At 68.4% G+C, this 23,413-nt stretch carries 16 protein-coding genes; 13 read left to right on the top strand and 3 right to left on the bottom strand.

Features of this window, described 5'->3' with window-relative positions; all coding sequences use genetic code 11:
* Positions 1-69: 69 nt before the first annotated feature.
* The 4 genes from ACP93_RS03765 (at position 70) to ACP93_RS03745 (ending at position 11,876) form a co-directional block, all read left to right on the top strand.
* Positions 70-4,251 (top strand): Ig-like domain-containing protein, encoded by a 4,182-nt coding sequence (locus ACP93_RS03765; RefSeq protein ID WP_228135948.1) that lies wholly within the window; start codon positions 70-72, stop codon positions 4,249-4,251.
* Positions 4,248-5,846: a family 43 glycosylhydrolase gene (locus tag ACP93_RS03760; protein WP_048489446.1), complete on the top strand. Its 1,599-nt coding sequence runs from the start codon at positions 4,248-4,250 to the stop codon at positions 5,844-5,846. The genes ACP93_RS03765 and ACP93_RS03760 overlap by 4 nt, the downstream gene beginning before the upstream one ends.
* A gap of 252 nt (positions 5,847-6,098) precedes the next feature.
* Positions 6,099-8,513 carry a glycoside hydrolase family 127 protein gene (locus tag ACP93_RS03755; RefSeq protein ID WP_048489445.1) on the top strand — a complete coding sequence of 805 codons (2,415 nt, stop codon included), beginning with the start codon at positions 6,099-6,101 and terminating at the stop codon, positions 8,511-8,513.
* Positions 8,514-9,002: 489 nt separating this feature from the next.
* Positions 9,003-11,876, top strand: a complete 2,874-nt coding sequence (locus ACP93_RS03745) for a TonB-dependent receptor (RefSeq protein WP_048489443.1) — start codon at positions 9,003-9,005, stop codon at positions 11,874-11,876.
* Positions 11,877-12,194: 318 nt separating this feature from the next.
* Here the strand turns inward: ACP93_RS03745 and ACP93_RS03740 are convergent, their stop codons facing one another.
* The gene (locus ACP93_RS03740; RefSeq protein WP_048489442.1) at positions 12,195-13,217 is read right to left on the bottom strand and encodes an Ldh family oxidoreductase; all 1,023 of its coding nucleotides are present in this window, start codon (positions 13,215-13,217) and stop codon (positions 12,195-12,197) included.
* Positions 13,218-13,579: 362 nt separating this feature from the next.
* On the opposite strand from ACP93_RS03740, the gene ACP93_RS21650 reads away from it, so the two are divergent.
* Positions 13,580-13,861 (top strand): hypothetical protein, encoded by a 282-nt coding sequence (locus ACP93_RS21650; RefSeq protein WP_131721579.1) that lies wholly within the window; start codon positions 13,580-13,582, stop codon positions 13,859-13,861.
* A gap of 76 nt (positions 13,862-13,937) precedes the next feature.
* Positions 13,938-14,465, top strand: a complete 528-nt coding sequence (locus ACP93_RS21645) for a hypothetical protein (protein WP_131721578.1) — start codon at positions 13,938-13,940, stop codon at positions 14,463-14,465.
* Between the two features lie 243 nt (positions 14,466-14,708).
* Here ACP93_RS21645 and htpG read toward each other — a convergent pair whose 3' ends face one another.
* Positions 14,709-16,613: a molecular chaperone HtpG gene (gene htpG / locus ACP93_RS03735; protein WP_048489441.1), complete on the bottom strand. Its 1,905-nt coding sequence runs from the start codon at positions 16,611-16,613 to the stop codon at positions 14,709-14,711.
* 222 nt (positions 16,614-16,835) lie between these two features.
* Here htpG and rsmD point away from each other — a divergent pair, with 222 nt between their 5' ends.
* The 4 genes from rsmD to ACP93_RS03715 all read left to right on the top strand — a co-directional run bounded on the left by rsmD (position 16,836) and on the right by ACP93_RS03715 (position 19,106).
* Complete coding sequence (gene rsmD / locus ACP93_RS03730) at positions 16,836-17,441, top strand: 16S rRNA (guanine(966)-N(2))-methyltransferase RsmD (RefSeq protein WP_048489440.1); 606 nt, start codon at positions 16,836-16,838, stop codon at positions 17,439-17,441.
* Complete coding sequence (gene coaD, locus ACP93_RS03725) at positions 17,438-17,944, top strand: pantetheine-phosphate adenylyltransferase (protein WP_048489439.1); 507 nt, start codon at positions 17,438-17,440, stop codon at positions 17,942-17,944. Before rsmD ends, coaD begins: the two co-directional genes overlap by 4 nt.
* A gap of 40 nt (positions 17,945-17,984) precedes the next feature.
* Positions 17,985-18,479, top strand: a complete 495-nt coding sequence (locus tag ACP93_RS03720) for a hypothetical protein (RefSeq protein ID WP_048489438.1) — start codon at positions 17,985-17,987, stop codon at positions 18,477-18,479.
* Between the two features lie 129 nt (positions 18,480-18,608).
* Positions 18,609-19,106, top strand: coding sequence for an AAA family ATPase (locus ACP93_RS03715; RefSeq protein WP_048489437.1), 498 nt, complete (start codon positions 18,609-18,611; stop codon positions 19,104-19,106).
* On the opposite strand, the gene ACP93_RS03710 is transcribed toward ACP93_RS03715, so the two are convergent.
* Positions 19,103-20,053: an NmrA family NAD(P)-binding protein gene (locus ACP93_RS03710; RefSeq protein ID WP_204243632.1), complete on the bottom strand. Its 951-nt coding sequence runs from the start codon at positions 20,051-20,053 to the stop codon at positions 19,103-19,105. The genes ACP93_RS03715 and ACP93_RS03710 overlap by 4 nt on opposite strands.
* A gap of 347 nt (positions 20,054-20,400) precedes the next feature.
* Here ACP93_RS03710 and ACP93_RS03705 point away from each other — a divergent pair, with 347 nt between their 5' ends.
* The 3 genes from ACP93_RS03705 to ACP93_RS03695 are packed head-to-tail and all read left to right on the top strand — an operon-like array spanning position 20,401 to position 23,377.
* Positions 20,401-20,685 (top strand): YfhL family 4Fe-4S dicluster ferredoxin, encoded by a 285-nt coding sequence (locus ACP93_RS03705; RefSeq protein WP_017908325.1) that lies wholly within the window; start codon positions 20,401-20,403, stop codon positions 20,683-20,685.
* Positions 20,682-22,439 (top strand): gamma-glutamyltransferase, encoded by a 1,758-nt coding sequence (gene ggt / locus ACP93_RS03700; protein WP_048489436.1) that lies wholly within the window; start codon positions 20,682-20,684, stop codon positions 22,437-22,439. The genes ACP93_RS03705 and ggt overlap by 4 nt, the downstream gene beginning before the upstream one ends.
* A gap of 44 nt (positions 22,440-22,483) precedes the next feature.
* Positions 22,484-23,377, top strand: coding sequence for an MBL fold metallo-hydrolase (locus ACP93_RS03695; protein ID WP_048489435.1), 894 nt, complete (start codon positions 22,484-22,486; stop codon positions 23,375-23,377).
* The last annotated feature ends 36 nt before the right edge of the window (positions 23,378-23,413 follow it).

The following is a 23,413-nucleotide window of genomic DNA, read 5'->3' as shown; positions in this document are numbered from 1 at the left end:
GCGGCTAACGCTGGCGATCAGTTGGATCGCGACGGCGAAGGCCTGCAGCCCAGCAATGCCGCGATCGGCATGCCGCGTTTCACCGGCGACGCGCAGCCGTTGCCCGATAGCGGCGTGGCGTTCGCGCCGGGGCAGGGGCAGGGCCAGTTGCAGCGGGTGTTCGCCGCCGACCTTGCCGTGGGTGCCGGCAGCGCGCCCGGCCGCGATTTCTGGATCGACCGCCTGCTGGCGCGGCAGGGCACCGGCGGCGGCTTCGGCGACAGCAACAACTGGCTGTTCACCCGCGGTCGCGCCGCCTACCTGTACACGCACAAGCCGGAGGAACCCGGCTTCGTCGGCGACGTGGCCTATGTGCACAAGACCGGTCACGACGCGCTGTTCCGCCTGCAACTGGAGCGCGATGGCAAGCCGATCGTGCTGGTCGAGGACAGTGCGCAGCGGCGGCAGATGCCGAGCTACTTCAGCAGCGTGTACGCAGGCGGCGGCGTGCGCCTGCAACTGGTCAAGTTCATCAGCGAGCAGAACGTGGCGGTGGCCGAGGCCACCGTGTCCAGCACCGATGGCGTGGCGCGCACGCTAGTCCTGCGCGCGGTCTCGCCAATGGCCACGCATGCGCAAGGCACCGAACTGACCGGTGCGTTCGTCACCCACAACGCCATCACCACGTTGTTTCCGCGGTTGTCCGGCGACGGTTTCGCGGTGGATGGCGCGAGCATCGCGCGGCATTTGGTGGTGCCCGCACAAGGCGCGGCGCCGACGCTGAAGGTGCAGCTGGGGCTGATCGCGCGCGAGCTGCCTGCCTCGCTGCAGGAATACCGGCGCATCGCCGCACAGTCGCCGCAGCAGGCCTATCGCGAGCACGTCGTCGCCTACAACCGCTGGTGGGCCGACAGCCTGCCATACCTGGACACGCCCGACGACAACATCGACAAGACCCTGTTCTACCGCTGGTGGCTGCTGCGCTTCAATTTTCTCGATGCCGCGGTCCCCGGCAACGACTACCAGTTCCCGGTGGCGATCGAAGGCGTACTCGGCTACGACAACGCCATCGTGCTCACCACCGGCATGTTCATCGACGACCTCAAGTACCTGCGCGATCCGCTCTACGCGTACGGCTCCTGGCTCGGCGCCGGCGAGACCGCCGGTGGCGGCAAGTACGTGGACAATCCCGGCGCGCCGGAGAACTGGTCCAATTCCTACGCCCAGTACCTCAGTGCCGCCGCCTGGCGTGCCTACCAGGTGCATGGCGGGCCGCCGGCGATCGCCGCACAACTGGCGCGCTACGCCAGCCAAGACGTGGAGGCGCTGCTGCGCGCCTACGACCGCAACGGCAACGGCCTGATCGAATACGACTGGGCGGCGATGACCGGCAACGACGCCGATGCGGTGTCCTTCGACTGGGCCAAGCGCCATGGCACGCCGCGCATGGACCGCAGCGAGAGCGCGTACGTGTACGCCAATGCGCTGGCCGCCGCGCAGGCCGCGCAACTGGCCGGCGATGCCGCCACGGCGGTGCGTATGCAGGCGCTGGCTGCGAAGATCCGCCGTGCCGTGCTCGACGTGCTGTGGCAGGACCACAGCGCGCAGGCCGATGGCATGGGCCTGCACGGCGACCTGCTCAAGCAGCGCCAGGCCGATGGGCCGCGCCTGCCGGTGGACTGGAAGGAGACCAACAACTATTACCCCTTCAGCGTCGGCCTGATGCCCAGGCAAGGCGATGCCGACGCCGATCCCAAGTACGTGCGTGCGCTGCGCCTGTTCGCCGACGCCCGGCAGTTCCCGCTGTTCCCGTTCTACACCGCCAACCAGGCCGATGCGCAGGCGCGCGGCGAGGGCGGCAGCAACAATTTCTCGGTGATCAATTCCACCGTGGCGTTCCGCCTGCTGGGGAGCGCGTTGCGCGACTACCCCAGCCCATACCTGGACGCGTCCAGCTACCGCAAGCTGCTGTACTGGAATGCCTGGGCGCACTACATCGACGGCGACAACCGCTACCCGGACCAGAACGAATTCTGGGCACAGGGCAGCGCCGCCGATGGCGGCCACATCGGCTACCGCTCGTGGATCCATCACACCCAGCTCGGCGCCACCAACTTCACCGTGATCGAGGATGCGATGGGCCTGCGTCCGCGCAGCGACGCCTTGATCGAGCTGTATCCGATCGACATCGGCTGGGACCATTTCGCCGCCGACCGTCTGCGCTACCGCGATCGCGACCTGAGCATCGTCTGGGATCGCGACGGTCATCGCTACGGCGGGGCCGCGCCGAAGGGCTATTCGCTGTACCTGGACGGGCATTTGGCCTTCACCGTCGACCGCCTGGCACACGTGCTGTACGACCCGGCCAGTGGCCGCGTGCAGGCCTTGCCGGATGCGGTCAATGCCGATGCGGCGTCGCTGCGCGTGCTGGCCGCGCATCGGCTGGCGCTGCAGGCGCCGCAGCAGGTGCGGTTTCCTGCCGCGGCGCGGATCGGCGCGGTACTCGCCGATGCCGGGCTGGACATCGCGCTGCCGCCCGGCGCGCGCAATCTGGCGGCGGGCGCGGCGGTCAGCGCCAGCTACGCGACCGAGGGATTCCCGGCCACCGCGGCGGTCGACGGCAGCACCGCCAACGAACCGTTCTGGGGTACCGCCGGTTCGCCTGCCGCCAGCGACTGGCTGGAGCTGGATCTGCAGCGCCCACAGACCCTCGACGACGTGCGCGTGTACTTCTATCGCAGCTCGTCGCCGCCGGGCGAGCAGCATGGTTTCCCGTCCGGCACGCGCGCCGGCTACGCGCCGCCGTGGCTGTACGTGCTGCAGTACTTCGACGCCGGCGTGTGGAAGACCGTGCCGGGCCAGGTGCGCGATACGCCGATCGCGCAGGGCAACCGCAACCGCATCCGCTTCCCGCCGCTGCGCGCGCAGCGCTGGCGCGTGCAGGTGACGCATGCCGGCGCGCTGCGCACCGGGATCAAGGAGGTCCAGGCCTATGCCAGCGGTGCTGCGGTCACGGCGATACATGGCAACCAGGCGCCGCAGGTCGAGGTCTGGCAGGAAGACGGCAGCAGTGCCGGTGGCGTGGTGCGCCTGTTCGGCCGGGTCGGCGACGATGCGCTGCCGAACGGCAGGCTTTCACTGCACTGGCGCACGCTGCGGGCACCACCCGATGGCGCGGCGCTGTTCGAGCAGCCGCAGGCGGCCACGACCCAGGTGCGCTTCACCGCGCCCGGCGCCTACACCCTGCAGTTGCAGGCCGACGATGGCGCGTTGCAGGGGCACGCCGAGGTCGCGGTGATCGCCGCGGCCACGCCGGTCGGGCAGACGCTGCAGGTGCAGGGCGAGGCCACGCCGAGCGCGCAGTTCACTGCAGGCCACCACCGCCTGCAGGCGCTCAACGATGGGCTGCTGCCGGCGCCGGACCAAGTGCCGGCCGCCGATCGCCGCTGGGGCAGCTGGGGACGCGCGCAGCCTGCCTCGGTGTGGGTGCAATATCAGTGGCCGCAACCGCAACGGCTGAGCGCGGCGGCGCTGTATTTCTGGGACGACCAGCCGCAGGGCGGTGTCGCGCTACCCCGCGCGTGGACGCTGCAATACCTCGACGGCACGCAGTGGCGCGATATCGTCGTGCGCGGCGGCTATCCGGTGCATGGCGAAGGCGCGCCGAGCCGGGTGGCGTTCGCGCCGGTAGTCACCGCCGCATTACGCGCGGTGCTGCAGACCGCGGCACAGGGCGAGGGCCACTACGCCGTCGGCCTGGACGAATGGCAGGTGTTCGCCGAGCGCGCGGTGGCGACCGAAGCGGTGGACGTGCGCATCGCGCCCGGACAGGTGCCGACATTGCCGGCGCGCATCGCCGGCACCTTCGCCGACGGCAGTTGGGCTTGGCTGGGCGTGCGTTGGTCGTCTCCGGATCCGGCTGCGCTGGCCGGCGAGGGCCGCGTACAGGTGCAGGGCCTGGCCGATGGCGGCGTGCCGGTAACCGCCAGCGTGTGGGTCCGTGCGACCGCGCCGGGCCAGCTCACCACGGTGCAGGCACCGCCGCCGCTGCACGTGCGCGCCGGGCAGACGCCGGCGCTGCCGGAGCGGGTCTCCGTGCAGTACAACGACGGCTCGCGCGAGCGCGTGCCGGTGCAGTGGTCGCCGCTGGCGCCGGCCGCCTACGCCAGGCCCGGCCGCCTGAGCGTGATCGGGCAGGCGCAGGGGCGCGAGGGCAGCGGCGCGCTGCCGGTGCGGCTGGACCTGGTGATCGAGGCGGAGGCGACGCCATGAGCGGGAAGCCAGTAGGCGCCTTGGTCGCTTGCCTGCTCGCGGCCTGCACCGCTTGCATCAGCCTGGCCGCGGCCGCAGCACAGACGGTGCCGTGGTCGCGGCAGGTGCATGCGCCGGGGAATCCCATCCTGGCCGACGGCCGCGACTATGCGGCCGATCCGGCGCCGCTGGTTGCCGACGGCAAGCTCTACATCATCGCCGGCCGCGACGAAGCGCCGCCGGAGGTCAACGACTTCGTCATGGACCGCTGGCAATTGCTGGTCACCGACGACGTCGGCAGCGGCCACTGGACCCACTACCCGACGCTGCTGCGCCCGCAGCAGGTCTTTGCCTGGGCGGCGCCCGGCCACGCCTATGCCGCGCAGATCGTGCAGGGACCGGATAAACGCTACTACCTGTATGCGCCGGTGCAGGAAGCGCACTCGCGCAATGCCGATCCGTTCGCGATCGGCGTGGCGGTGGCCGACAGTCCGTTGGGGCCGTGGCGCGATGCGCATCCGCAGGGGCCGATCCTGTCGCAATCGCTGCCGGCGCCCAACGCCATCCAGAACATCGACCCGACCGTGCTGGTCGACGACGACGGCCGCGTGTACCTGTACTGGGGCACCTTCGGCAAGCTGTTCGGCATCGAACTGGAACGCGACATGGTCACGCCGAAGGGGCAGGCGGTGGCGGTGACCACGCTGGACGGCTACTTCGAGGCGCCGTGGCTGTTCAAGCGCGGCGATACCTACTACATGGCCTACGCCGGCAACCGCGCCGGGCCGGCGTCGGACTGCACGCCGACGCTGTACCACGCCTGCATCGCCTATGGCAGCGCACCCTCGCCGCTGGGGCCGTGGACCTACCGCGGGGTCCTCCTGCCGCCGGTGTCCTCGACCACCTCGCATTCGGGCATCGTCGAATTCAAGGGCCAGTGGTACCTGGTCTACCACACCGCCGACGCCAAGGGTGGCGGGCATTTCCGCCGCAGCGTGGCGATCGACCGGCTGCAGTGGGACGATTCCGTGCAACCGGCGCGGATCCTTCCGGTGGTGGCCACACGCCGGCCGCAACCACCGCTGCCGCCGCAGCGCAACCTGGCGCGCTACGCGCAGGCCAGCGCGTCCAACGGCCCCGACATCCCGCACCAGTACTGGATCGCCGCGCTCAACGATGGCCGGGTCAAGCGCAATCCCTTGCCGCCGCAGCTATGGGGCAGTTGGACGCCGCACAACCCACCGCAGCAATGGCTGCAGTACAGCTGGGCGCAACCGGTGACGCTGCAGCGCAGCCGCATCCTGTTCTGGGCCGATCATCCGCCGGGCGCCGACAGCGGCGTGGCGCCGCCGGTGCGCTGGCGGCTGGAATACCGTCGCGACGGGCGCTGGTGGCCGTTGGCGGAGAGCACGCGCCCGCCTGCTGCCGGCCGCTGGCAGACGCTGCGCTTCGCACCGGTGACCACGCGCTGCGTGCGCGCCGTGCTGGACGCCGCCGGCGCTGGCGAGCGCCACGCCGCGCTTGCGGTACAGGAGTGGGAGATGCTGGCGCCACAGGCCCTGCGCCTGCCGCAGGCCACGGCGGCGGATGCGCAGCGCTGCGACGATGCGCCGTGATGCGCGCGGATGACGCCACGTGGCTCGCCATTCACGATACGGCGGTGATGGCGCGCATGCCGCGATTCGGCGCAAATCCGCATCGCGGCGCGGCACAGGCGACAAGACGCACTGTCACCCGGATGCCACAGTGACAGCGGGTTCGCCGATCCGGCGCCACGCACCGGCCGCGATGCGGCACATCACACAGGAGCAGGCCATGCCTCGATGCGTTTCCTTCCCGCTTTCCGCGCCGCGCGCGCGAGGTCGCCGATGAGTGGGCACGGCGTGCATCGGCACAGCGCCGCGTGCGCGCATGGCGGCGCCGACGCGACGGGCGACGCATTGGATCCCTCGCGCCGCCGCTTCCTGCAATGGAGTGCGCTGGCGGTGGCCGCCGGGCTGCTGCGCTTCCCGCTGGACGCCGCCGCGTCCACGCCCGGGCGGGTGCAGGCGCTGCCCCTGCAGCAGGTCACGCTGAAGCCGTCGTTGTTCCTGGATTCGCTGCAGACCAACCGCCGCTACCTGCTGGAACTGGAGCCGGACCGCCTGCTGCACAACTTCCTGCAGTACGCCGGCCTGCCGCCGAAGGGCGCGGTGTACGGCGGCTGGGAGGGCGACACCATCGCCGGCCATACGCTGGGTCACTACCTCAGCGCGCTGTCCAAGATGCACGCGCAGACCCGCGATCCCGTGCTGCGCGAGCGCATCGACTACATCGTCGCCGAGCTGGCGCGCGCGCAGGCGCAGGACCCTGACGGCTACGTCGGCGGCTTCACCCGCAAGACCGACGCGGGCGCGATCGAGGGTGGCAAGGCGGTGCTGGAGGACGTGCGCCGCGGCATCATCAAGGGCAGCAAGTTCAACCTCAACGGCAGCTGGTCGCCGCTGTACACCCAGCACAAGCTGTTCGCAGGCCTGCTCGACGCGCATGCACTGGCTGGCAGCACGCAGGCATTGGCGGTGCTGTTGCCGCTGGCTACCTACACCGCCGGGGTGTTCGACGCGCTCGACCATGCGCAGATGCAGACCCTGCTGGACACCGAGTTCGGCGGCCTCAACGAGTCCTACATCGAACTCGGCGCGCGCACCGGCGATGCGCGCTGGATCGCCATCGGCAAGCGCCTGCGCCACGAGAAGGTGATCGACCCCGCCGCGGCCGGGCGCGATGCATTGCCGCACATCCACGCCAACACCCAGGTGCCCAAGTTCATCGGCGAGGCGCGCCAGTTCGAGGTCGCCGGCGATGCCGATGCGGCCGCGGCGGCACGCTTCTTCTGGGAAACGGTGACCGCGCACTACAGCTACGTGATCGGCGGCAACGCCGACCGCGAATACTTCCAGGAGCCGGACACCATCGCCGCGTTCCTGACCGAGCAGACCTGCGAGCACTGCAACAGCTACAACATGCTCAAGCTGACCCGGCACCTGTACCAGTGGACGCCGCAGGCGCGCTATTTCGACTACTACGAGCGCACGCTGCACAACCACACCATGGCCGCGCAGCACCCGGCCACCGGCATGTTCACCTACATGACGCCGATGATCAGCGGCGGCGAGCGCGGCTTCTCCGACAAGTTCGATTCGTTCTGGTGCTGCGTGGGCAGCGGCATGGAAGCGCATGCGCAGTTCGGCGACGCGATCTACTGGCAGGACGACACCTCGCTGTACGTGAATCTCTACATTCCCTCGCAGCTCGAGTGGAGCGAGCGCGACCTGGCGCTGGAACTCGACAGCGGCGTACCCGACAACGGCAAGGTACGCCTGCAGGTGCTGCGCGCCGGCGCGCGCGCGCCGCGGCGGCTGCTGTTGCGGGTGCCGGCCTGGTGCCAGGGCCGCTACACCCTGCGCGTGAACGGCAAGCCGGCACACGCGGCGCTGGCGGATGGTTACCTCACGCTGGAGCGCGCCTGGCGCGCTGGCGACGTCATCGACCTGGACCTGGCCACGCCGCTGCGGCTGGAGCACGCCGCAGGCGACGCGGACACGGTGGTGGTGATGCGGGGGCCATTGGCGCTGGCCGCGGACCTGGGGCCGGTGAGTACGCCCTACGATGCGCCGGACCCGGCGCTGGTGGCCGCGGCCGATCCGCTGCGCGGCTTCGCCGAGCTGCCGCAGTCCGGCCATTTCCTGTCCAACAGCACGCAGCCGCCGGGCCTGACCTTCGTGCCGTTCTACGCACAGTACGAGCGGCGCAGCGCGCTGTACTTCAAGCGCATGGGGCCCGCGCAGTGGGCGCAGGAGGCGCAGCAGCGGGCGCGTCGCCAGGCCGAGCAGGACAGCCTGCGCGCGACCGCGGTGGACATGATCCAGTTCGGCGACGAGGCCTCCGAGCAGGCCCATCAGCTGCGCAGCGATACCTCCTTCGGCGGTGCCTACCGCCGCCAGCAGTGCCGCGACGTGCGCGGCAAGGGCTTCGTCGAGTTCCGCATGCGCGGCAGCGCGCAGCCGCTGGCGCTGCGCCTGCGCTTCTGGGGCAGCGACAAGGGCCGCTTCAACATCCTGGTCAATGGGAAACTGGCCGTGGAAGTGGCGGTGGAGCGCGGCCAGGTGATCGATTTCGTCAACCGCGACTATCCGCTGCCACCGGCGCTGACCCGCGATGCGCAGCCGCTGACCGTGCGCATCGAACCGCAGCACGGCGACACCGCCGGCCCGCTGTTCGGCGGCTGGTTGATCCCGGTGTGATGCGAACCATCGGCATCGCCTCGTATGGTTGCAGCGTGTGCCTGTCGTGGTCGCATCCGCGCGACACAGCGCCATGCCTCAGCATGGCCGCCGCGTGCAGTGCGCAGCAACGCGCGACCATGCATGATTCCGCACGCGAAACCGCGAATCGCGACAAGACGCGGCCGCGCATCCACGGCACAGTGTGACCGCGTGATGAAATTCTGATCGCATCGTCGTACCGGCCGTGGCGCCGGCGCGCGCCACCGGAGCGCCGCCATCGTCGTCGGACGTCATCGCAGGAGCGGGGAGCCGCGCACCGGCCGTGCGCGCAGGACATCGGCCTCCCCGCGGTGCGCCAAGCCGTCATGGCTTGGCGCAGGCATGCCACCGCAGGCGCCGTGCAGGCGCCACCGTCCAGCAGGTCCGTCCGTCGGCATGGCGCCGGCACGGGGTCGTTCGGCCTGCGTTTCCCGCTGTCCCGTCTCGCCATCGCCCAGGAGTCCGCTCATGTCGTTTTCGTCGCCACGTCCCTCTTTCCGTCATGCCGCCACGCCGCTGGCGCTGGCGGTCGCCACCGTCTTGTCGCTGGGCAGCGCGGCAACGGCGCAGGCGCAGGAGGCGAGCGCAGACAGCGCCACGCAGACCCTGGACAGCATCGTGGTCACCGGCTCGCGCCTGCGCCGCGTCGACACCGAGACCGCCAACCCGGTGGTGACCATCAGCCGCGCGCAGATCGAAGCCACCGGCAAGGCCACGCTCGGCGACCTGGTGCAGGAACTGCCGTCGATCGCCGGCAACGCCACCAACCCGAACACCAACAACGGCGGCGGCACCGGCGCCTCGGTGATCTCGCTGCGCGGCCTCGGCGAGAAGCGCACCCTGGTCCTGGTCAACGGCACGCGCCTGGCCAGCAACGACGTCAATGCGATCCCGGCGATCATGATCGAGCGGGTGGAAGTACTCAGCGACGGCGCCTCGGCGGTGTATGGCTCGGACGCGATCGGCGGGGTGGTCAACTTCATCCTGCGCAAGGGCTTCGACGGCGTCGAGGCCAGCGCCGACTTCGGCACCAGTTCGCGCAGCGACGGCAACCGCCGCAATTTCTCGCTGACCGCGGGCACGACTGGCGAGCGCGGCAGCATCGTCGCCGGCCTGTCCTATCACGACATCGACCCGGTCTCGGCCGGCGAGCGCGCCTATTCCAAGGATGCGCTGTCGCTGATCGACGGCGTCGGGGTGAAGCAGGGCTCCTCGGCCACGCCGACCGGCAGCATCAGCTTCAACGACGGCTCGGCCGCGGCCAAGGCGCTGGCGGCGCGCAACGGGTGTTCGCGGGTCACCTTCAACGGCGGCAGCAGCCCGACCAACGCCAGCCAGTATCACTGCTACGTCGCCTCGACCGATTCCTACAACTACCAGCCGTTCAACCTGCTGCAGACTCCGCAGGAGCGCACCAACGCCTTCGTGCTCGGCAGCTACCGCTTCAGCGATCACCTGGAAGGCTACGTCAACACCTATTTCAGCAAGACGACTTCGTCCTCGATCATCGCGCCGATCCCGATCTTCGCCAACGGCGACAACTTCCTGGTCTCCTCCGCCAGCTACTACAACCCGTTCGGGGTCAACTTCGGCACCGACCGCAGCACCGGCACCTCGTACAACAACTTCAATACGCGCGCCACGGTGCTCGGAAACCGGCAATACCAGTACAACACCTACAATTTCCAGATCAATCCGGGCCTGCGTGGCAGCTTCGGCGACAGTTCCTGGCAGTGGGATGCCAGCCTCAACTACGGCAAGGTCAAGCAGAAGTCGATCAACCAGGGCTTCCTCGACTACGCCGGCTTCAATGCCGCGGTGGGACCGTCGTTCCTCGCCGCCGACGGCACGGTCAAGTGCGGCAGCGCCGGCGCGGTGATCGCCGGCTGCACCCCGATCGACGTGTTCAACCTCAACGCCGCCAGCAACAAGGCCGCGCTGGAAGCGCTGGTGGTCAACCCGATCGTCACCAACGTCTACACGCTCAAGCAGTTCGAGGCCAATGCCAATGGCGAGCTGTTCGCGCTGCCTGCCGGCACCGCGAGCCTGGCAGTGGGCGTTTCCTATCGCAAGGAAAGCACCAGCACCGCCGCCGATCCGCTGTGGACCGGCGACGAGAACGGCATGTGCGGCGTGCTCGAGTACTGCGCTTCCGTGCTCGGCGGCAGCTTCAGCGTCAAGGAAGCCTATGCCGAAGCGCTGTTCCCGCTGCTGGCCGGCCTGCCCGGCGTGCACTCGCTCAACCTGACCGTGGGCACCCGCTTCTCCAACTACGACACCGTCGGCAGCAAGACCAACAGCAAGGTCTCGCTGGAGTACCGCCCGATCGAGAACCTGCTGCTGCGCGGCACCGCCTCGCAGGTGTTCCGCGCGCCCAACATCAGCGAACTGTATGCCGGCGTGGCAGGCGACTCGCCGTCGGTCACCGATCCGTGCAACGGCTATACCGGCGGCCATGCCGCGGCCTGCGCCAATGTGCCCACCGACGGCAGCTACCAGCAGGCCGACAACCAGGTCGGGGCCAAGGCCTCCGGCGCCGCGGTGGCCGGCTACCAGCTCAAGCCGGAGACCGGCATGTCCTACGACTTCGGCGTGGTCTACGACCCGGGCTGGGTCGAGGGCCTGTCGATGAGCGCGGACCTGTGGAAGATCAACCTCAAGGACACCATCACCCAGGTCTCTGCGCAGACCGTGCTCAACCAGTGCTACGCCAACGACGCCAGTGCGTTCTGCGCGCTGATCCACCGCAACGACAACGGCACCGTCAACTACATCGCAGAGCCGACGGTGAACCTCGGCAAGCTGTGGGCCAGCGGCGCGGACTTCAGCCTCAACTACCGCCTGCCGGACACCACCTGGGGCAGCTTCAGCGCCGGCCTCAACGGCACCTACGTGATCCGCTACGACATCAACCCCGACACCACCGACGCCAGCACCGTCACCATCCACAATGCCGGCAAGTACACCTACGCCTACGGCAACTTCCCGCGCTGGCGCGCACTGGGGACGTTGAACTGGAACCTCGGGGACTGGAGCGCGTCGTGGCGCGTCCGCTACATCGGCCGCACCGAGATCGGCAGCGCCGATACCCGCCAGAGCCTGTCGGCCGATGCCGACCAGCCCGCCGTGGTCCGCGACATCGGTACCTACGTCTATCACAGCGTGCAGCTGGGCTATCAGGTCAAGCCGTGGAACACGCGCTTCGAAGTCGGCGTGGACAACCTGGCCGACCGCCAGCCACCGCTGTACTACGCCAACAACGTCACCAACGCCAACACCGACGTGGCCACCTACGACCTGCTTGGCCGCTACTACTGGGCGCGGGCGACGGTGAAGTTCTGAGTCGGGGTCTGTTTGCACAGGCGAGCGGATGACAGTGCCGTGGCGGTGGAGCTCGCCGCGGTACGCTCGGTTGATGCGATTCTGCACCGTTGGCGTTGAGCAAGCACGGCGTGCGGATTGCGCGGGTTGGCTGCTGCATCTGGCGCGGCGCGTTACACGATTGCGCCGCGTACCCGGTAAAGACGGAAGGCCACTCGTAGGAGCGGCTTCAGCCGCGACGCGGCATTAACGGTGATGCTTGTCGCGGCTGAAGCCGCTCCTACACGACAACGCCGTGTCCCGCCGAGTCCCGGCAAAGCGGGTGACTAGCGGCGCCCTTCAATCGAGCAAGGCCTGCAGATCCTGATGCAGGGCGTGCGGAATCCGCACGCCTTCTCTTTGGCTGCGTTCCCGCGCCTGGTAACGGCGTTGCGACGGCAAGCGCGCACCGGTGGCCTCGTAGGCCGCAAAAAAGGCTTCCGCACGGGCTAGATGCGCGGCCCGGTCGGCGCCGAGGAAGCGCGCCGGATCCAGCGCCAGGATGAGTTCGCCATGATAGGGCGCCGCGCCGGCGCCGGCGTCGTGGGCCAGCGACTCGGCGCTGGTGAGGTCGCCGATCAAGGGGCCGGCGATCAGCTCGATCATCGCCGACAGCGCCGAACCCTTGTGCCCGCCGAAGGTCAGCATCGCGCCGCCGTCGGCGACCGCGGCCGGATCGGTGGTCGGCGCGCCCGCCGCGTCGACGCCCCAGCCTTCGGGAATCGGCTGGCCGGCACGGCGGCGCAGCTCGATCTCGCCGCGCGCCACCGCGCTGGTGGCGAAATCGAACACGAAGGGCAGCGCGTCCACACGCGGCCAGCCGAACGCCAGCGGGTTGGTGCCCAGCAGTGGCGTGCGCCCGCCGGCCGGCGTGACCCAGGCATGGCTGGGATTGCAGATCAGCGCGACCAGACCGGCCTCGGTGATGCGTTCGACTTCCGGCCATAGCGCGGAGAAGTGCACGCACTGGTTGATCGCCAGCGCCGCCAGGCCATTGGCACGGGTCTTCTCGATCAACAGCGGTAGCCCACGCTCGAACGCCAGCAGCGAAAACCCGCCGCACGCATCGACCCGGACGATGCCGGGCGCATGGTCGTGCACGACAGGCTCGGCGTCGCCCACCACCTTGCCGTTGCGCAGCGTCGCCACGCAGCCAAGTGTCCGGTACAGCCCGTGCGAAGCACAGCCATCGCGTTCGCCCGCGACGATGGTGTGGGTGAGGGCCTGCACGTGCGGCGGGCTGAAGCCGGCGTGGGAGAGGATGCGCTCGACCAGGGCGGTGGCCTGGTCCATGGACAGGATGGTGGTGTCGCTGGTGGTCATCGAAGAGGACGGTCCGGAAATGTCGTGGATTCTCGCGCCCACGGCGCCTCGTGAGAAGTCCGGGGGCGCCACGCCATCTGGAGGCCCTGCCTGCGGAATGGGCATTGCCGTATCTACCGTGCGCCCCATCCGAACCCGAGGAATGACTGATCACTCAGGATTTGCGCAGCTGACCTAATCAGGACGTTTAACCTTTCGCGTAGGCGAGACCACTCATCTGGCACCTGAAATTCCTTGACATCCGTCCCCGAACTGAATCGATAGTTCGAGAGTATCATCATAGGCTCTCGCAAGGATTTCGTCTGACCGGTTAGTGCGGAAACTTTAACTCATGCCGGCATGCAATTATGGATTGGTGATCAATGAAGGCGAAATTTGCAAGATTTTTCGTAATCCCTACTTTTCTTTTCGGGACGGTCATGATTTTTGTTGTCAGGCCTTACATTGCGCGGGTGTTCATTTCAGAGAGTCCAGGTGTTGCAAATTACGCGATTGGCAAGATCTACGAATATAATCAGCATGGGCATGTGGTGTTTTTGAGTTGGCTTGATCTCTTTTTAATGAACGCTGCGACCGGCATAGGATTTCTTCTCTTGCTGATTTGCGGGGTTTTGTTGAAATCAATAAACAATACTTTGATTTAGATTGCAAATCGTTGGATGGTAGTGTCTTTGGAGGTTGATATGTTAGGGGTTTTTGAATAATGGCAAGGAGAGCTGGGTGAGAAATGCATTAATGTTGGCTTTTGGATTGCTCGGCTTTCTTTTTTTGGCGTATGGGTCATCTCCTTCAGGCAGATCAGTGGATAAGCTATTCGAAAGATCAGCCGCCGTGATCGCTGGAAAAGTCGTGGGGATTAACGGATCGTGTCCTGAAGCCGGGTATTGCAATCGAATATATGTGGTGTCACTTGAACGGGCGACTATGTCGATGTTGAAGTCACCTGGAGCCTCCTTGCTGGGGTCTGATAAATTTTGCTCGAATGTTCAGCTTGAGGTGGGTGAGACGTATACGTTGTTCTTGGAACCCGCCAGTGAATTCAACACCGGTGATTCAAAAAGGTGCCCTCTCGTTGTCGATCTGGATGGCGCGTTTGAAGAAATTGGGTCTGATGTATATCGGGTTGGATCCCCGGAGGCGCAGGTGATTGTTGACTTTGAGGGTGATAAATATTTGACCAATGCGGTTGTCGAGCCTGACTTCGAGAATTTAATTGAATCTCTGTCAGGTGCGAGAGGCTCGAAGTAGCTGGTTAGTAGCCGTCTCTCAAAGCTTCGCATCATCTTGTATGGCAAGCCTTTGCGTTAACGGGAAGTGGTCTGTCGGTTTTATACGACCGCTGGATGGATCACCCGTACTGCAAGTTTTTCGCCGGCGAGGTGGTCTCCCGGCCAATCTGCCTCGCGATCCCCGTTCGCTTACGCACGATCCAGAAAAAGCGAAGCCGGCAAGTCGCCGGCTTCGTTCTCACACACATTTCGCAATCAAGGCTTACACCGACAACTCCAACAACAACTTGTTGAGCCGACGCACATACGCCGCCGGATCCTTCAGGCTGTCGCCAGCCGCCAGCGCCGCCTGATCGAACAGTACCTTCGCCAGGTCGCCGAAGCGTTCGCCGTCGGCTTCCGCATCCAGCTTCTCGATCAGCGGGTGCGCCGGGTTGAACTCGAACACCGGCTTGCTCTCGGGCAGCTTCTGGCCGCTGGCTTCCAGGATCTGCCGCATCTGCAGGCCCAGGTCGCCCTGGCCGATGGCCAGGATCGCCGGGGAGTCGGTCAGGCGGTGCGAGACGCGCACCTCGGAGACCTCGTCCTTGAGCACATTCTGGATGCGCTCGACCAGGCCCTGCTTGGCCTTGGCCGCCTCTTCCTTGGCCTGCTTCTCTTCCTCGCTGTCGAGCTTGCCCAGGTCCAGGTCGCCGCGCGCCACGTCGACGAAGGACTTGCCGTCGAACTCGGTCAGGTAGCTCATCAGCCACTCGTCGATGCGATCGGTGAGCAGCAGCACTTCGATGCCCTTCTTGCGGAACACTTCCAGGTGCGGGCTGTCCTTGATCTGCGCGTAGCTCTCGCCGGTCAGGTAGTACAGCTTGTCCTGGCCTTCCTGCATCCGCGCCACGTAGTCGGCCAGCGACACGGTCTGCGCGCCGTCGCTGCCATGGGTGGAGGCGAAGCGCAGCAGGCCGGCGATCTTCTCGCGGTTGCCGAAGTCCTCGGCCGGGCCTTCCTTCAGCACCTGGCCGAAGTTCTTCCACACTGCCTGGTAGCGCTCGGCATCGTCCTTGGCAAGTTTCTCCAGCATGTCCAGGGCGCGCTTGGTCAGCGCCGACTTCATCGAGTCGATCACCGGGCCGGACTGCAGGATCTCGCGCGAGACATTTAGCGGCAGGTCGCTGGAATCGACGATGCCCTTGATGAAGCGCAGGTACAGTGGCAGGAACTGCTCGGCCTGATCCATGATGAAGACGCGCTGCACGTACAGCTTGAGCCCGCGCGAGGCGTCGCGCTGGTACAGGTCGAACGGGGCGCGGCCGGGCACGTACAGCAGCGAGGTGTACTCGAGCTTGCCCTCGACCTTGTTGTGGCTCCACGCCACCGGGTTCTCGTGGTCGTGGGCGATGTGCTTGTACAGCTCCTGGTATTCCTCGTCCTTGATCTCGGTGCGCGGCCGCGTCCACAGCGCGCTGGCGCGGTTGACGGTCTCCCATTCCGGGGTTTCCGGCTTGTCCTTGTCCTCGCCGTAATGTTCCTTGGGCAGTTCGATCGGCAGGGCGATGTGGTCGGAATACTTGCGCACGATGCCGCGCAGCTTCCAGCCGTCGGCAAAGTCCTTCTCGTCGTCCTTCAGGTGCAGCACGATGCGGGTGCCGCGCTCGGCCTTCTCGATGGTGGCGACCTCGAACTCGCCTTCGCCGCGCGAGGACCAGTGCACGCCTTCGCTGGCCGGCAGGCCGGCGCGGCGGCTGTACACGTCGACCTGGTCGGCGACGATGAAGGCGCTGTAGAAGCCCACGCCGAACTGGCCGATCAGGTGTGAATCCTTCTTCTGGTCGCCGGACAGGTGCTTGAGGAACTCGGAGGTGCCGGACTTGGCGATGGTGCCCAGGTGCGCCACGATCTCCTCGCGGCTCATGCCGATGCCGTTGTCGTCGATGGTGACGGTGCCGGCGTCCTTGTCGAAGCCGATGCGGATGCGCAGTTGCGCGTCGCCGTCCAGCAGCTCCGGCTTGACCAGTGCCTCGAAGCGCAGCTTGTCGGCCGCGTCGGAGGCATTGGAGATCAGCTCGCGCAGGAAGATCTCCTTGTTGGAATACAACGAATGGATCATCAGCTGCAGCAGCTGCTTGACCTCGGTCTGAAAGCCCAGGGTTTCTTTTTGGGTTTCCACGCTCATCGGTAGGTGCTCCATGAAGGATGGGCGGCCGCGCGGAGGAGGGCGCGGCTCTGCCGGCCGACATGGTGGCGGTCGCGGCCGGCTTCAAGCGCCGCGCGGCGCATACGCGCGACACCGCGCTGGTCTATGATCCGGACCCCGTTTCCGCGCCGCCCACTGCCCGCCGCCCATGCCGTTCCTGCGTTTCCCGTCCTGCCTGTCCCGGCCGCTGCGAGGCCGCCGATGAGCCGTCCCGGCGGCGGCCAGGTGCGGATCATCGGCGGGCGCTGGCGCAACACGCGGCTGCCGGTGCCGGACTTGGCCGGGTTGCGCCCCACCTCCGACCGGGTCCGCGAGACCCTGTTCAACTGGATGCAGCCGGTGCTGCCCGGGGCGCGGGTGCTGGACCTGTTCGCCGGCAGTGGCGCGCTGGGCCTGGACGCGGTGTCGCGCGGCGCGGCCGCTGCGGTGCTGGTCGAGCGCGATCCGGGCCAGGCGGCGCAGTTGCGCGCCACGGTCGCGCGGCTGCAGGCGCAGGACCAGGTGCAGGTGGTGCAGGGCGATGCGCTGCGCTGGCTGGCCGAGGCGCCGGCCGATGCCCCCGCGGACATCGCCTTCGTCGACCCGCCGTTCGCCGCCGGGCTGTGGAACGCGGTACTGCAACGCCTGCCGGCGCGGCTGGCGGCCGAGGCCTGGCTGTACCTGGAATCGCCGGCCGGGCAGGCACCGGTGCCGCCCGCGGCCTGGGCGCTGTACCGCGAGGGCGGCAGCCGCGAGGTGCGCGCTGCCCTGTACCGGCGCACCGCTGCTACACTTCCCGGCGACCTTCACGCGGTACCCGACGCATGACCGTGGCCCATAGCCGCATCGCCGTCTATCCCGGCACCTTCGATCCGATCACCAACGGCCATATCGATCTGGTCAACCGTGCCGCGCCGCTGTTCGAGCGGGTGATCGTGGGCGTGGCGCAGAGCCCGTCCAAGGGGCCGACGCTGCCGCTGGAACTGCGCGTGTCGCTGGCCCGCGAGGCGCTGGCCGGGCACCGCAACGTGGAAGTGCTGGGCTTCGATACGCTGCTGGCGCATTTCGTCCGCTCGGTCGGCGGCGGCGTGCTGCTGCGCGGCCTGCGCGCGGTGTCCGATTTCGAATACGAGTTCCAGATGGCGAGCATGAACCGGCATCTGATCCCGGAGGTGGAGACGCTGTTCCTCACCCCGGCCGAGCAACACAGCTTCATTTCGTCCTCGTTGGTGCGCGAGATCGCGCGCCTGGGCGGGGACGTCTCCGGCTTCGTGCCGCCGTCGGTGGTGCAGGCGCTGGTCCAGGCCCGCCAGGCCGCCGCGCAGCGCTGAGCCGTCCACCATTCACTGACGACACAGAGGGAGCCGTTCCATGAACACCACCGCACGCGCGTTGCTGATCGCTTCGCTGGCCCTGGGCTTCACCGCCTGCAAGAAGGAAGAGGCCGCCAAGCCGGCCGCCAACGCGCAGCCCGCGCTGACCGCCCCGGCCAAGGACGACGACGCCGGCTGGAAGAAGTACCTGCAGGAAGTGGCGATCCAGAACATGGGCACCGTCACCAACAGCCCGTTCCTGTACTACCTGCCGCCGGAATCGGATCCGGAGTTCCAGGCCAAGTACGAGCGCCAGGTCGAAAGCGCCACCACCGCCATCGGCCGCGGCATCCAGCCGGGCAACATGCTGGCGTTCGGCTCCTCGGCCTCGGCCAAGATGGCCGACCTGATCGCCGCGGCGTTCGCCAAGGTCGAGCCGAACAGCATGAAGGGCGTGCGCGTGGTCTACATCGGCGCTCCGGCCGACAACGCCCGCGTCGAGGCCGTGGTCAAGCCGACCGGCGCCGACTACATCTTCGTCGAAGCAAAGTAAGCCCCGCGCGGGCCGGCGCGCCGATGCGCGCCGGTCCCGCCATCCCGCGCCGCCCGCAACGGGCGGCCGCGTTGCGCGGACGTGCCGGGTGCCGTCGCGCAGTTCCGCGGTTCCAGGCAGGCACAGGCGATGCGGATCTTCATCACCGGCCCCACCGGCGCCGGCAAGACCACCCTGGCGCGCCGGCTCGGCCGCCGTCACGGCATTGCCTGCCATGCGTTGGACGATCTGCACTGGGTCCGCCACCCCGAGGGCGCCGTGCGTCGCCCGCTCGAGGAGAAGCTGCCGCTGCTGCAGCGCATCGTCGAGGGCGAGCGCTGGATCGTCGAAGGCGTGCAATTCAAATGGGCCGACGCGGCGATCGCGCGTGCCGACCACATCGTGGTGATCGATGCGGCCCCCTGGCGCACCACCCTGCAGATCGTGCTGCGGCTGGGTCGGCAATGGCTGGGCCTGGAGGCCGCCGCCTACCGGCCGACCCTGGCACGGCTGCCGCGGATGCTGGACTGGAGCAGCGACTACTACAGCCAGGAGCGCGCGCTGCTGCTGGCCAAATTGGCTCCGTTTCGCGCCAAGACCCTGCTGATCCGCCACAGCCGCGCGCGGTTGCCGCCGCCGCTGGACTAGTCGGCGGGCGGACCGCTCGGCGCGAAGGATGACGCCAGGAAGGCCTGCCGATGCGCGACGATCCAGTCGTCGATCGACCCAGGCTGGAAATCCTCCAGTCCAGGCTGTGCCTGCAGCGGCTCAGCCAGCAGCGCATCGGCCTGCTGCGGATACTCGGCGAAGAAGCGAAACTTCGATGCCACCACGCGGCCATGGCCGGCGCCCAGCGCGGCATCGACTTCACGCTCGAACGCGTCCAGCGATTGCGCGCGATAGCACACCGGGCGGCCGAGCCCGGCGCTGAGCCGCTGCACCAGTTCCGCGCCAGTCAGGCTCTCGGTGCCGGCGATGCGGTAGCTGCCGCCGTGCGCGCCGTGCCGCAGCAGCGCCAGCGCGGCCTCGGCGCAGGCGTCGGCCGAGGTCCAGGCGATGCGTTGCGTGGCGGCGATCGGCGGCGCGAACACGCCATGCGCGACGATCTCGGTGCGCGCGGAGGGCTTCAGCAGGTTGTCCAGGTATAGCGTCGGCCACAGGACTGCGCAGGGCAGGCCGGCGCCGCGCGCCAGCGCCAGCGCCGCGAGCGCGGCGTTGCTGCGCAGGCTGGGTTCGGGGCACGGCGCCGGCAGCGGCGCGCTGCTCAGCTTCAGCACCAGCGAATGCAGTCGCGCCGCGCGCGCGGCCTCCAGCGCAAGCCGGGCCCGGGCCAGCGTCGTCTCGCCGGGGCCGGCGGGAAATTGCAGCACCGCGTGGGCGACGCCGCGGCTGGCCGCGTGCACGGCGGTGGCATCGTCCAGGTCGGTTTCGACCACCTCCGCGCCCAGTGCATGCAGCGCCGCGGTGGGAGCGCCGACACGGACAAGGGCGCGGACGGCGAGCCCGTGCCGGCGTGCGGCGCGGACCACGGCACCGCCCTGCACACCGTTGCCGAGAGAGACGAGGAGGGGGCCGGAAAGCGGAATCGGGGACATGGGTTGGCTCCTGCTGGAGGGATCCGCCGCAGCTAGCCCGGTCGAAGGCGGCCCACGGACAGACCCCGGGACGATGGACACGGGGACTGTCGGGGAATCGCGCAGCACGGCGCGAACAGAGCCTCTCCGCCAGCGCGGAGAAGGGCCTGGGCCTACCGAGACCAGGCCAGCCATTTTCGACGCGGCGACTCTAGGCGCGGCCAACGCCGGCGTCAATCGCGACAGGCTTGTCGCGCAACCGGTTCCGGCGCGGCGGCGATACAGCGTTCCGCGCCGTGGCGCCGCCTTCGCGGGGCCGTCCCGCCCCGATCCGGTAAACTGCACCGGTCAGTGCCGAAGTGCGCCACATGTCCCTCAAGATCAACGAGCTCTGCGTCAACTGCGACGTCTGCGAGCCGGCCTGCCCGAACCAGGCCATCGCCATGGGCGAGACGATCTACGTGATCGACCCGGCCCGCTGTACCGAATGCGTCGGCCATTTCGACGAGCCGCAGTGCGTGGTGGTGTGCCCGGTGGAGTGCATCGACCCGGACCCGGCCATCCCGGAGACCCACGCGCAATTGCTGGCCAAGCTGCAACGCCTGCAGCGCGACCACCCCGAGTTGTACCCACAGGAGCCCCCCGCCGCATGAGAAGCCTCGTCCGCCGTGTCCTGCTGCTCGCCCTGGTCCTGACGCCGTCGGCGTGGGCCGAGGCGCCTGTCGCCGAGGCGACCGCCACCGCCCCGGCCGCGCATCCGCCTGGCGCCGCGATCGCCAGCGGCCACCGCCTGGCCACCGAGGCCGGCCTGCAGATCCTGCGCGAGGGCGGCAATGCCTTCGACGCCGCGGTGGCGGTGTCCTCGACGCTGTCGGTGGTCGAACCGATCAGTTCCGGCCTCGGCGGCGGCGGCTTCTTCCTGCTGCACGACGCCAGGACCGGCAAGGACGTGATGCTGGACGCGCGCGAGACCGCGCCGGAATCGGCGACGCCGGCCGCGTTCCTGGACGCCAAGGGCGAACTGGACCGCGACCGCTCGATCAACGGCCCGTGGTCGGCCGGCATCCCCGGGCTGCCGGCGGCGCTGGTGGAACTGGCGACCAAGCACGGCCGGCTGCCGCTGCGGCAGTCGCTGGCGCCGGCGATCCGCATCGCCCGCGACGGCTTCCCGGTGTACGCACGCATGGCCGAGGGCTACCAGTCGCGGCGCAAGGTGATGGAGCGCTATCCCGGCACCCGCGAGGTCTACCTGCGCAACGGCCGCCCGATCGCCGAGGGCGACGTGTTCAAGCAGCCGGAACTGGCCAACACGCTGCAGTTGCTGGCCGACAAGGGCTTCGACGGCTTCTACCGCGGCGCCACCGCCAAGAAGCTGCTGGCCGGAGTCAAGCAGGCCGGCGGGCGCTGGACCGCGCAGGAACTGGCCGGCTACACGGTCAAGGAACGCACGCCGATCCGCTTCGACTACAAGGGCTGGACCATCACCACCGCGCCGCCGCCGTCCTCCGGCGGCATCGCCCTGGCCAGCATGCTGCAGATCCTGGAGGGCTACGACCTCAAGGCGATGGACCCGGTGCACCGCGTGCACCTGACCGTGGAAGCGATGCGCCGCGCCTACCGCGACCGCACCTTCTTCCTGGGCGATCCGGATTTCACCCACGTGCCGCAGCGCATCCTGCTCAGCAAGGACTATGCGGTGGGCCTGCGCTCGACCATCAACCCGGACAAGGCCACGCCCAGCGACCTGCTGTCGGGCCAGCCGACCCCGCTGGAAGACGACGAGACCACGCATTTCTCCATCATCGATGGCGAAGGCAACCGCGTCGGCGCCACCCAGACGGTCAACCTGCTGTACGGCTCCGGCCTGATCCCCAAGGGCACCGGCGTGCTGCTCAACAACGAGATGGACGATTTCGCGCTGCGTCCGGGCACGCCCAATGCGTTCGGGGTGATGGGCTACGCGGCCAACGCGCCCAAGCCGGGCAAGCGCCCGCTCAGCTCGATGTCGCCCACCTTCATGGAAAACGCGGACAAGGCCATCGTGCTCGGCACCCCGGGCGGCAGCCGCATCATCACCATGGTGCTGCTCGGCATCCTCGGCTATGACGACGGCCTCAGCGCACAGCAGGTCGCCGCGCTGCCGCGTTACCACCACCAATGGCTGCCGGACGTGATCGAAGCCGAGACCGGCACCTTCGACGCGGCCACGGCGAAGGGCCTGGAAGCGATGGGGCATACGCTCAAGCTGCCCGGCGACACGGCCGAGGAGGGTCACGGCTCCAGCCACGTCTGGGGCAACCTGCAGACGGTGGAATGGGACAAGCGCCGCAACGTGCTCAGCGGCGGCAGCGACCCGCGCAACGAGGTCGGCAGCGCCGAGATTCTGCTGGCCGCTCCGGCGCCCTGACGCGCTTTTCCGAATCCCCGATCCCGACTTCCGAATCCCCGCCCATGAAACTCTGGTCCATCCAAGGCAACTCGCAGAAACTCGACGGCGGGGCGATGTTCGGCAACGCGCCCAAGGCGATGTGGCAGCAGTGGGCCGCACCCGACGACGGCAACCGCATCGCGCTGGCCTGCCGCGCGCTGCTGGCCAGCCCGCTGGCCGGCAAGACGGTGTTGTTCGAGACCGGCATCGGCGCGTTCTTTCCGCCGGCGCTGCGCGAGCGCTACGGCGTACAGGAGGCGCGGCACGTGCTGCTGGATTCGCTGCAGGCCGCCGGCTTCGCCCACACCGACATCGACGTGGTGGTGCTGAGCCACCTGCACTTCGATCACGCAGGCGGCCTACTGGCGCCGTACCTCGAGGGCGTTGCGCCGCAACTGCTGTTCCCCAACGCGCAGTTCCTGGTCGGCGCGGCGCACTGGCAGCGCGCGCTGCAACCGCATCCGCGCGACCGTGCCAGCTTCATTCCCGAACTGCCGGGCCTGCTCGAAGCTAGCGGACGCCTGGAACTGGTCGAGGGCGAGCATTCGCGCGCGCTCGGCGAGGCGGTGCGGTTCCGCTTCAGCGACGGCCACACGCCGGGGCTGATGCTGGCTGAGATCGTCGGCCCCGGCCACGGCGAGGACGGCCAGGCGCACGGCGGGGTGGCGTTCTGCGCCGACCTGATCCCGGGCCGCTCCTGGTTGCACGTGCCGATCACCATGGGCTACGACCGCAACGCCGAACTGCTGATCGACGAGAAGCGTGCGTTCCTGGAGGACGCACTGGCGCGCGCCGTGCGTCTGTTCTTCACCCACGATCCGGACTGCGCGCTGGCGCAACTGCAGCGCGATGCCAAGGGCCGCTTCGTCACCGCGCATGAATTGCCGGCATTGCAGGCGCGCGCGCTGGCGGCTTGAGTGGCGGCTGACGAGCGCCTCTCATCACTTGGTGTT

This window comes from Xanthomonas sp. NCPPB 1128 (assembly GCF_001043115.1).
Taxonomy (GTDB): domain Bacteria; phylum Pseudomonadota; class Gammaproteobacteria; order Xanthomonadales; family Xanthomonadaceae; genus Xanthomonas_A.
This window is presented reverse-complemented; position numbering and strand designations above follow the sequence as displayed.

What these genes read in the sequence shown, in the direction of transcription:
- ACP93_RS03760 (WP_048489446.1), top strand. Translation starts at nt 4,248, where the DNA reads ATGAGCGGGAAGCCAGTAGGCGCCTTGGTCGCTTGCCTGCTCGCGGCC.
- ggt (WP_048489436.1), top strand. Translation starts at nt 20,682, where the DNA reads ATGAGAAGCCTCGTCCGCCGTGTCCTGCTGCTCGCCCTGGTCCTGACG.
- ACP93_RS03745 (WP_048489443.1), top strand. Translation starts at nt 9,003, where the DNA reads ATGTCGTTTTCGTCGCCACGTCCCTCTTTCCGTCATGCCGCCACGCCG.
- rsmD (WP_048489440.1), top strand. Translation starts at nt 16,836, where the DNA reads ATGAGCCGTCCCGGCGGCGGCCAGGTGCGGATCATCGGCGGGCGCTGG.
- ACP93_RS03720 (WP_048489438.1), top strand. Translation starts at nt 17,985, where the DNA reads ATGAACACCACCGCACGCGCGTTGCTGATCGCTTCGCTGGCCCTGGGC.
- ACP93_RS03710 (WP_204243632.1), bottom strand. Translation starts at nt 20,053, where the DNA reads ATGTCCCCGATTCCGCTTTCCGGCCCCCTCCTCGTCTCTCTCGGCAAC.
- ACP93_RS03740 (WP_048489442.1), bottom strand. Translation starts at nt 13,217, where the DNA reads ATGACCACCAGCGACACCACCATCCTGTCCATGGACCAGGCCACCGCC.
- ACP93_RS03755 (WP_048489445.1), top strand. Translation starts at nt 6,099, where the DNA reads ATGAGTGGGCACGGCGTGCATCGGCACAGCGCCGCGTGCGCGCATGGC.
- htpG (WP_048489441.1), bottom strand. Translation starts at nt 16,613, where the DNA reads ATGAGCGTGGAAACCCAAAAAGAAACCCTGGGCTTTCAGACCGAGGTC.
- ACP93_RS21650 (WP_131721579.1), top strand. Translation starts at nt 13,580, where the DNA reads ATGAAGGCGAAATTTGCAAGATTTTTCGTAATCCCTACTTTTCTTTTC.
- ACP93_RS03715 (WP_048489437.1), top strand. Translation starts at nt 18,609, where the DNA reads ATGCGGATCTTCATCACCGGCCCCACCGGCGCCGGCAAGACCACCCTG.
- ACP93_RS03765 (WP_228135948.1), top strand. Translation starts at nt 70, where the DNA reads ATGCCGCGTTTCACCGGCGACGCGCAGCCGTTGCCCGATAGCGGCGTG.
- coaD (WP_048489439.1), top strand. Translation starts at nt 17,438, where the DNA reads ATGACCGTGGCCCATAGCCGCATCGCCGTCTATCCCGGCACCTTCGAT.
- ACP93_RS03695 (WP_048489435.1), top strand. Translation starts at nt 22,484, where the DNA reads ATGAAACTCTGGTCCATCCAAGGCAACTCGCAGAAACTCGACGGCGGG.
- ACP93_RS03705 (WP_017908325.1), top strand. Translation starts at nt 20,401, where the DNA reads ATGTCCCTCAAGATCAACGAGCTCTGCGTCAACTGCGACGTCTGCGAG.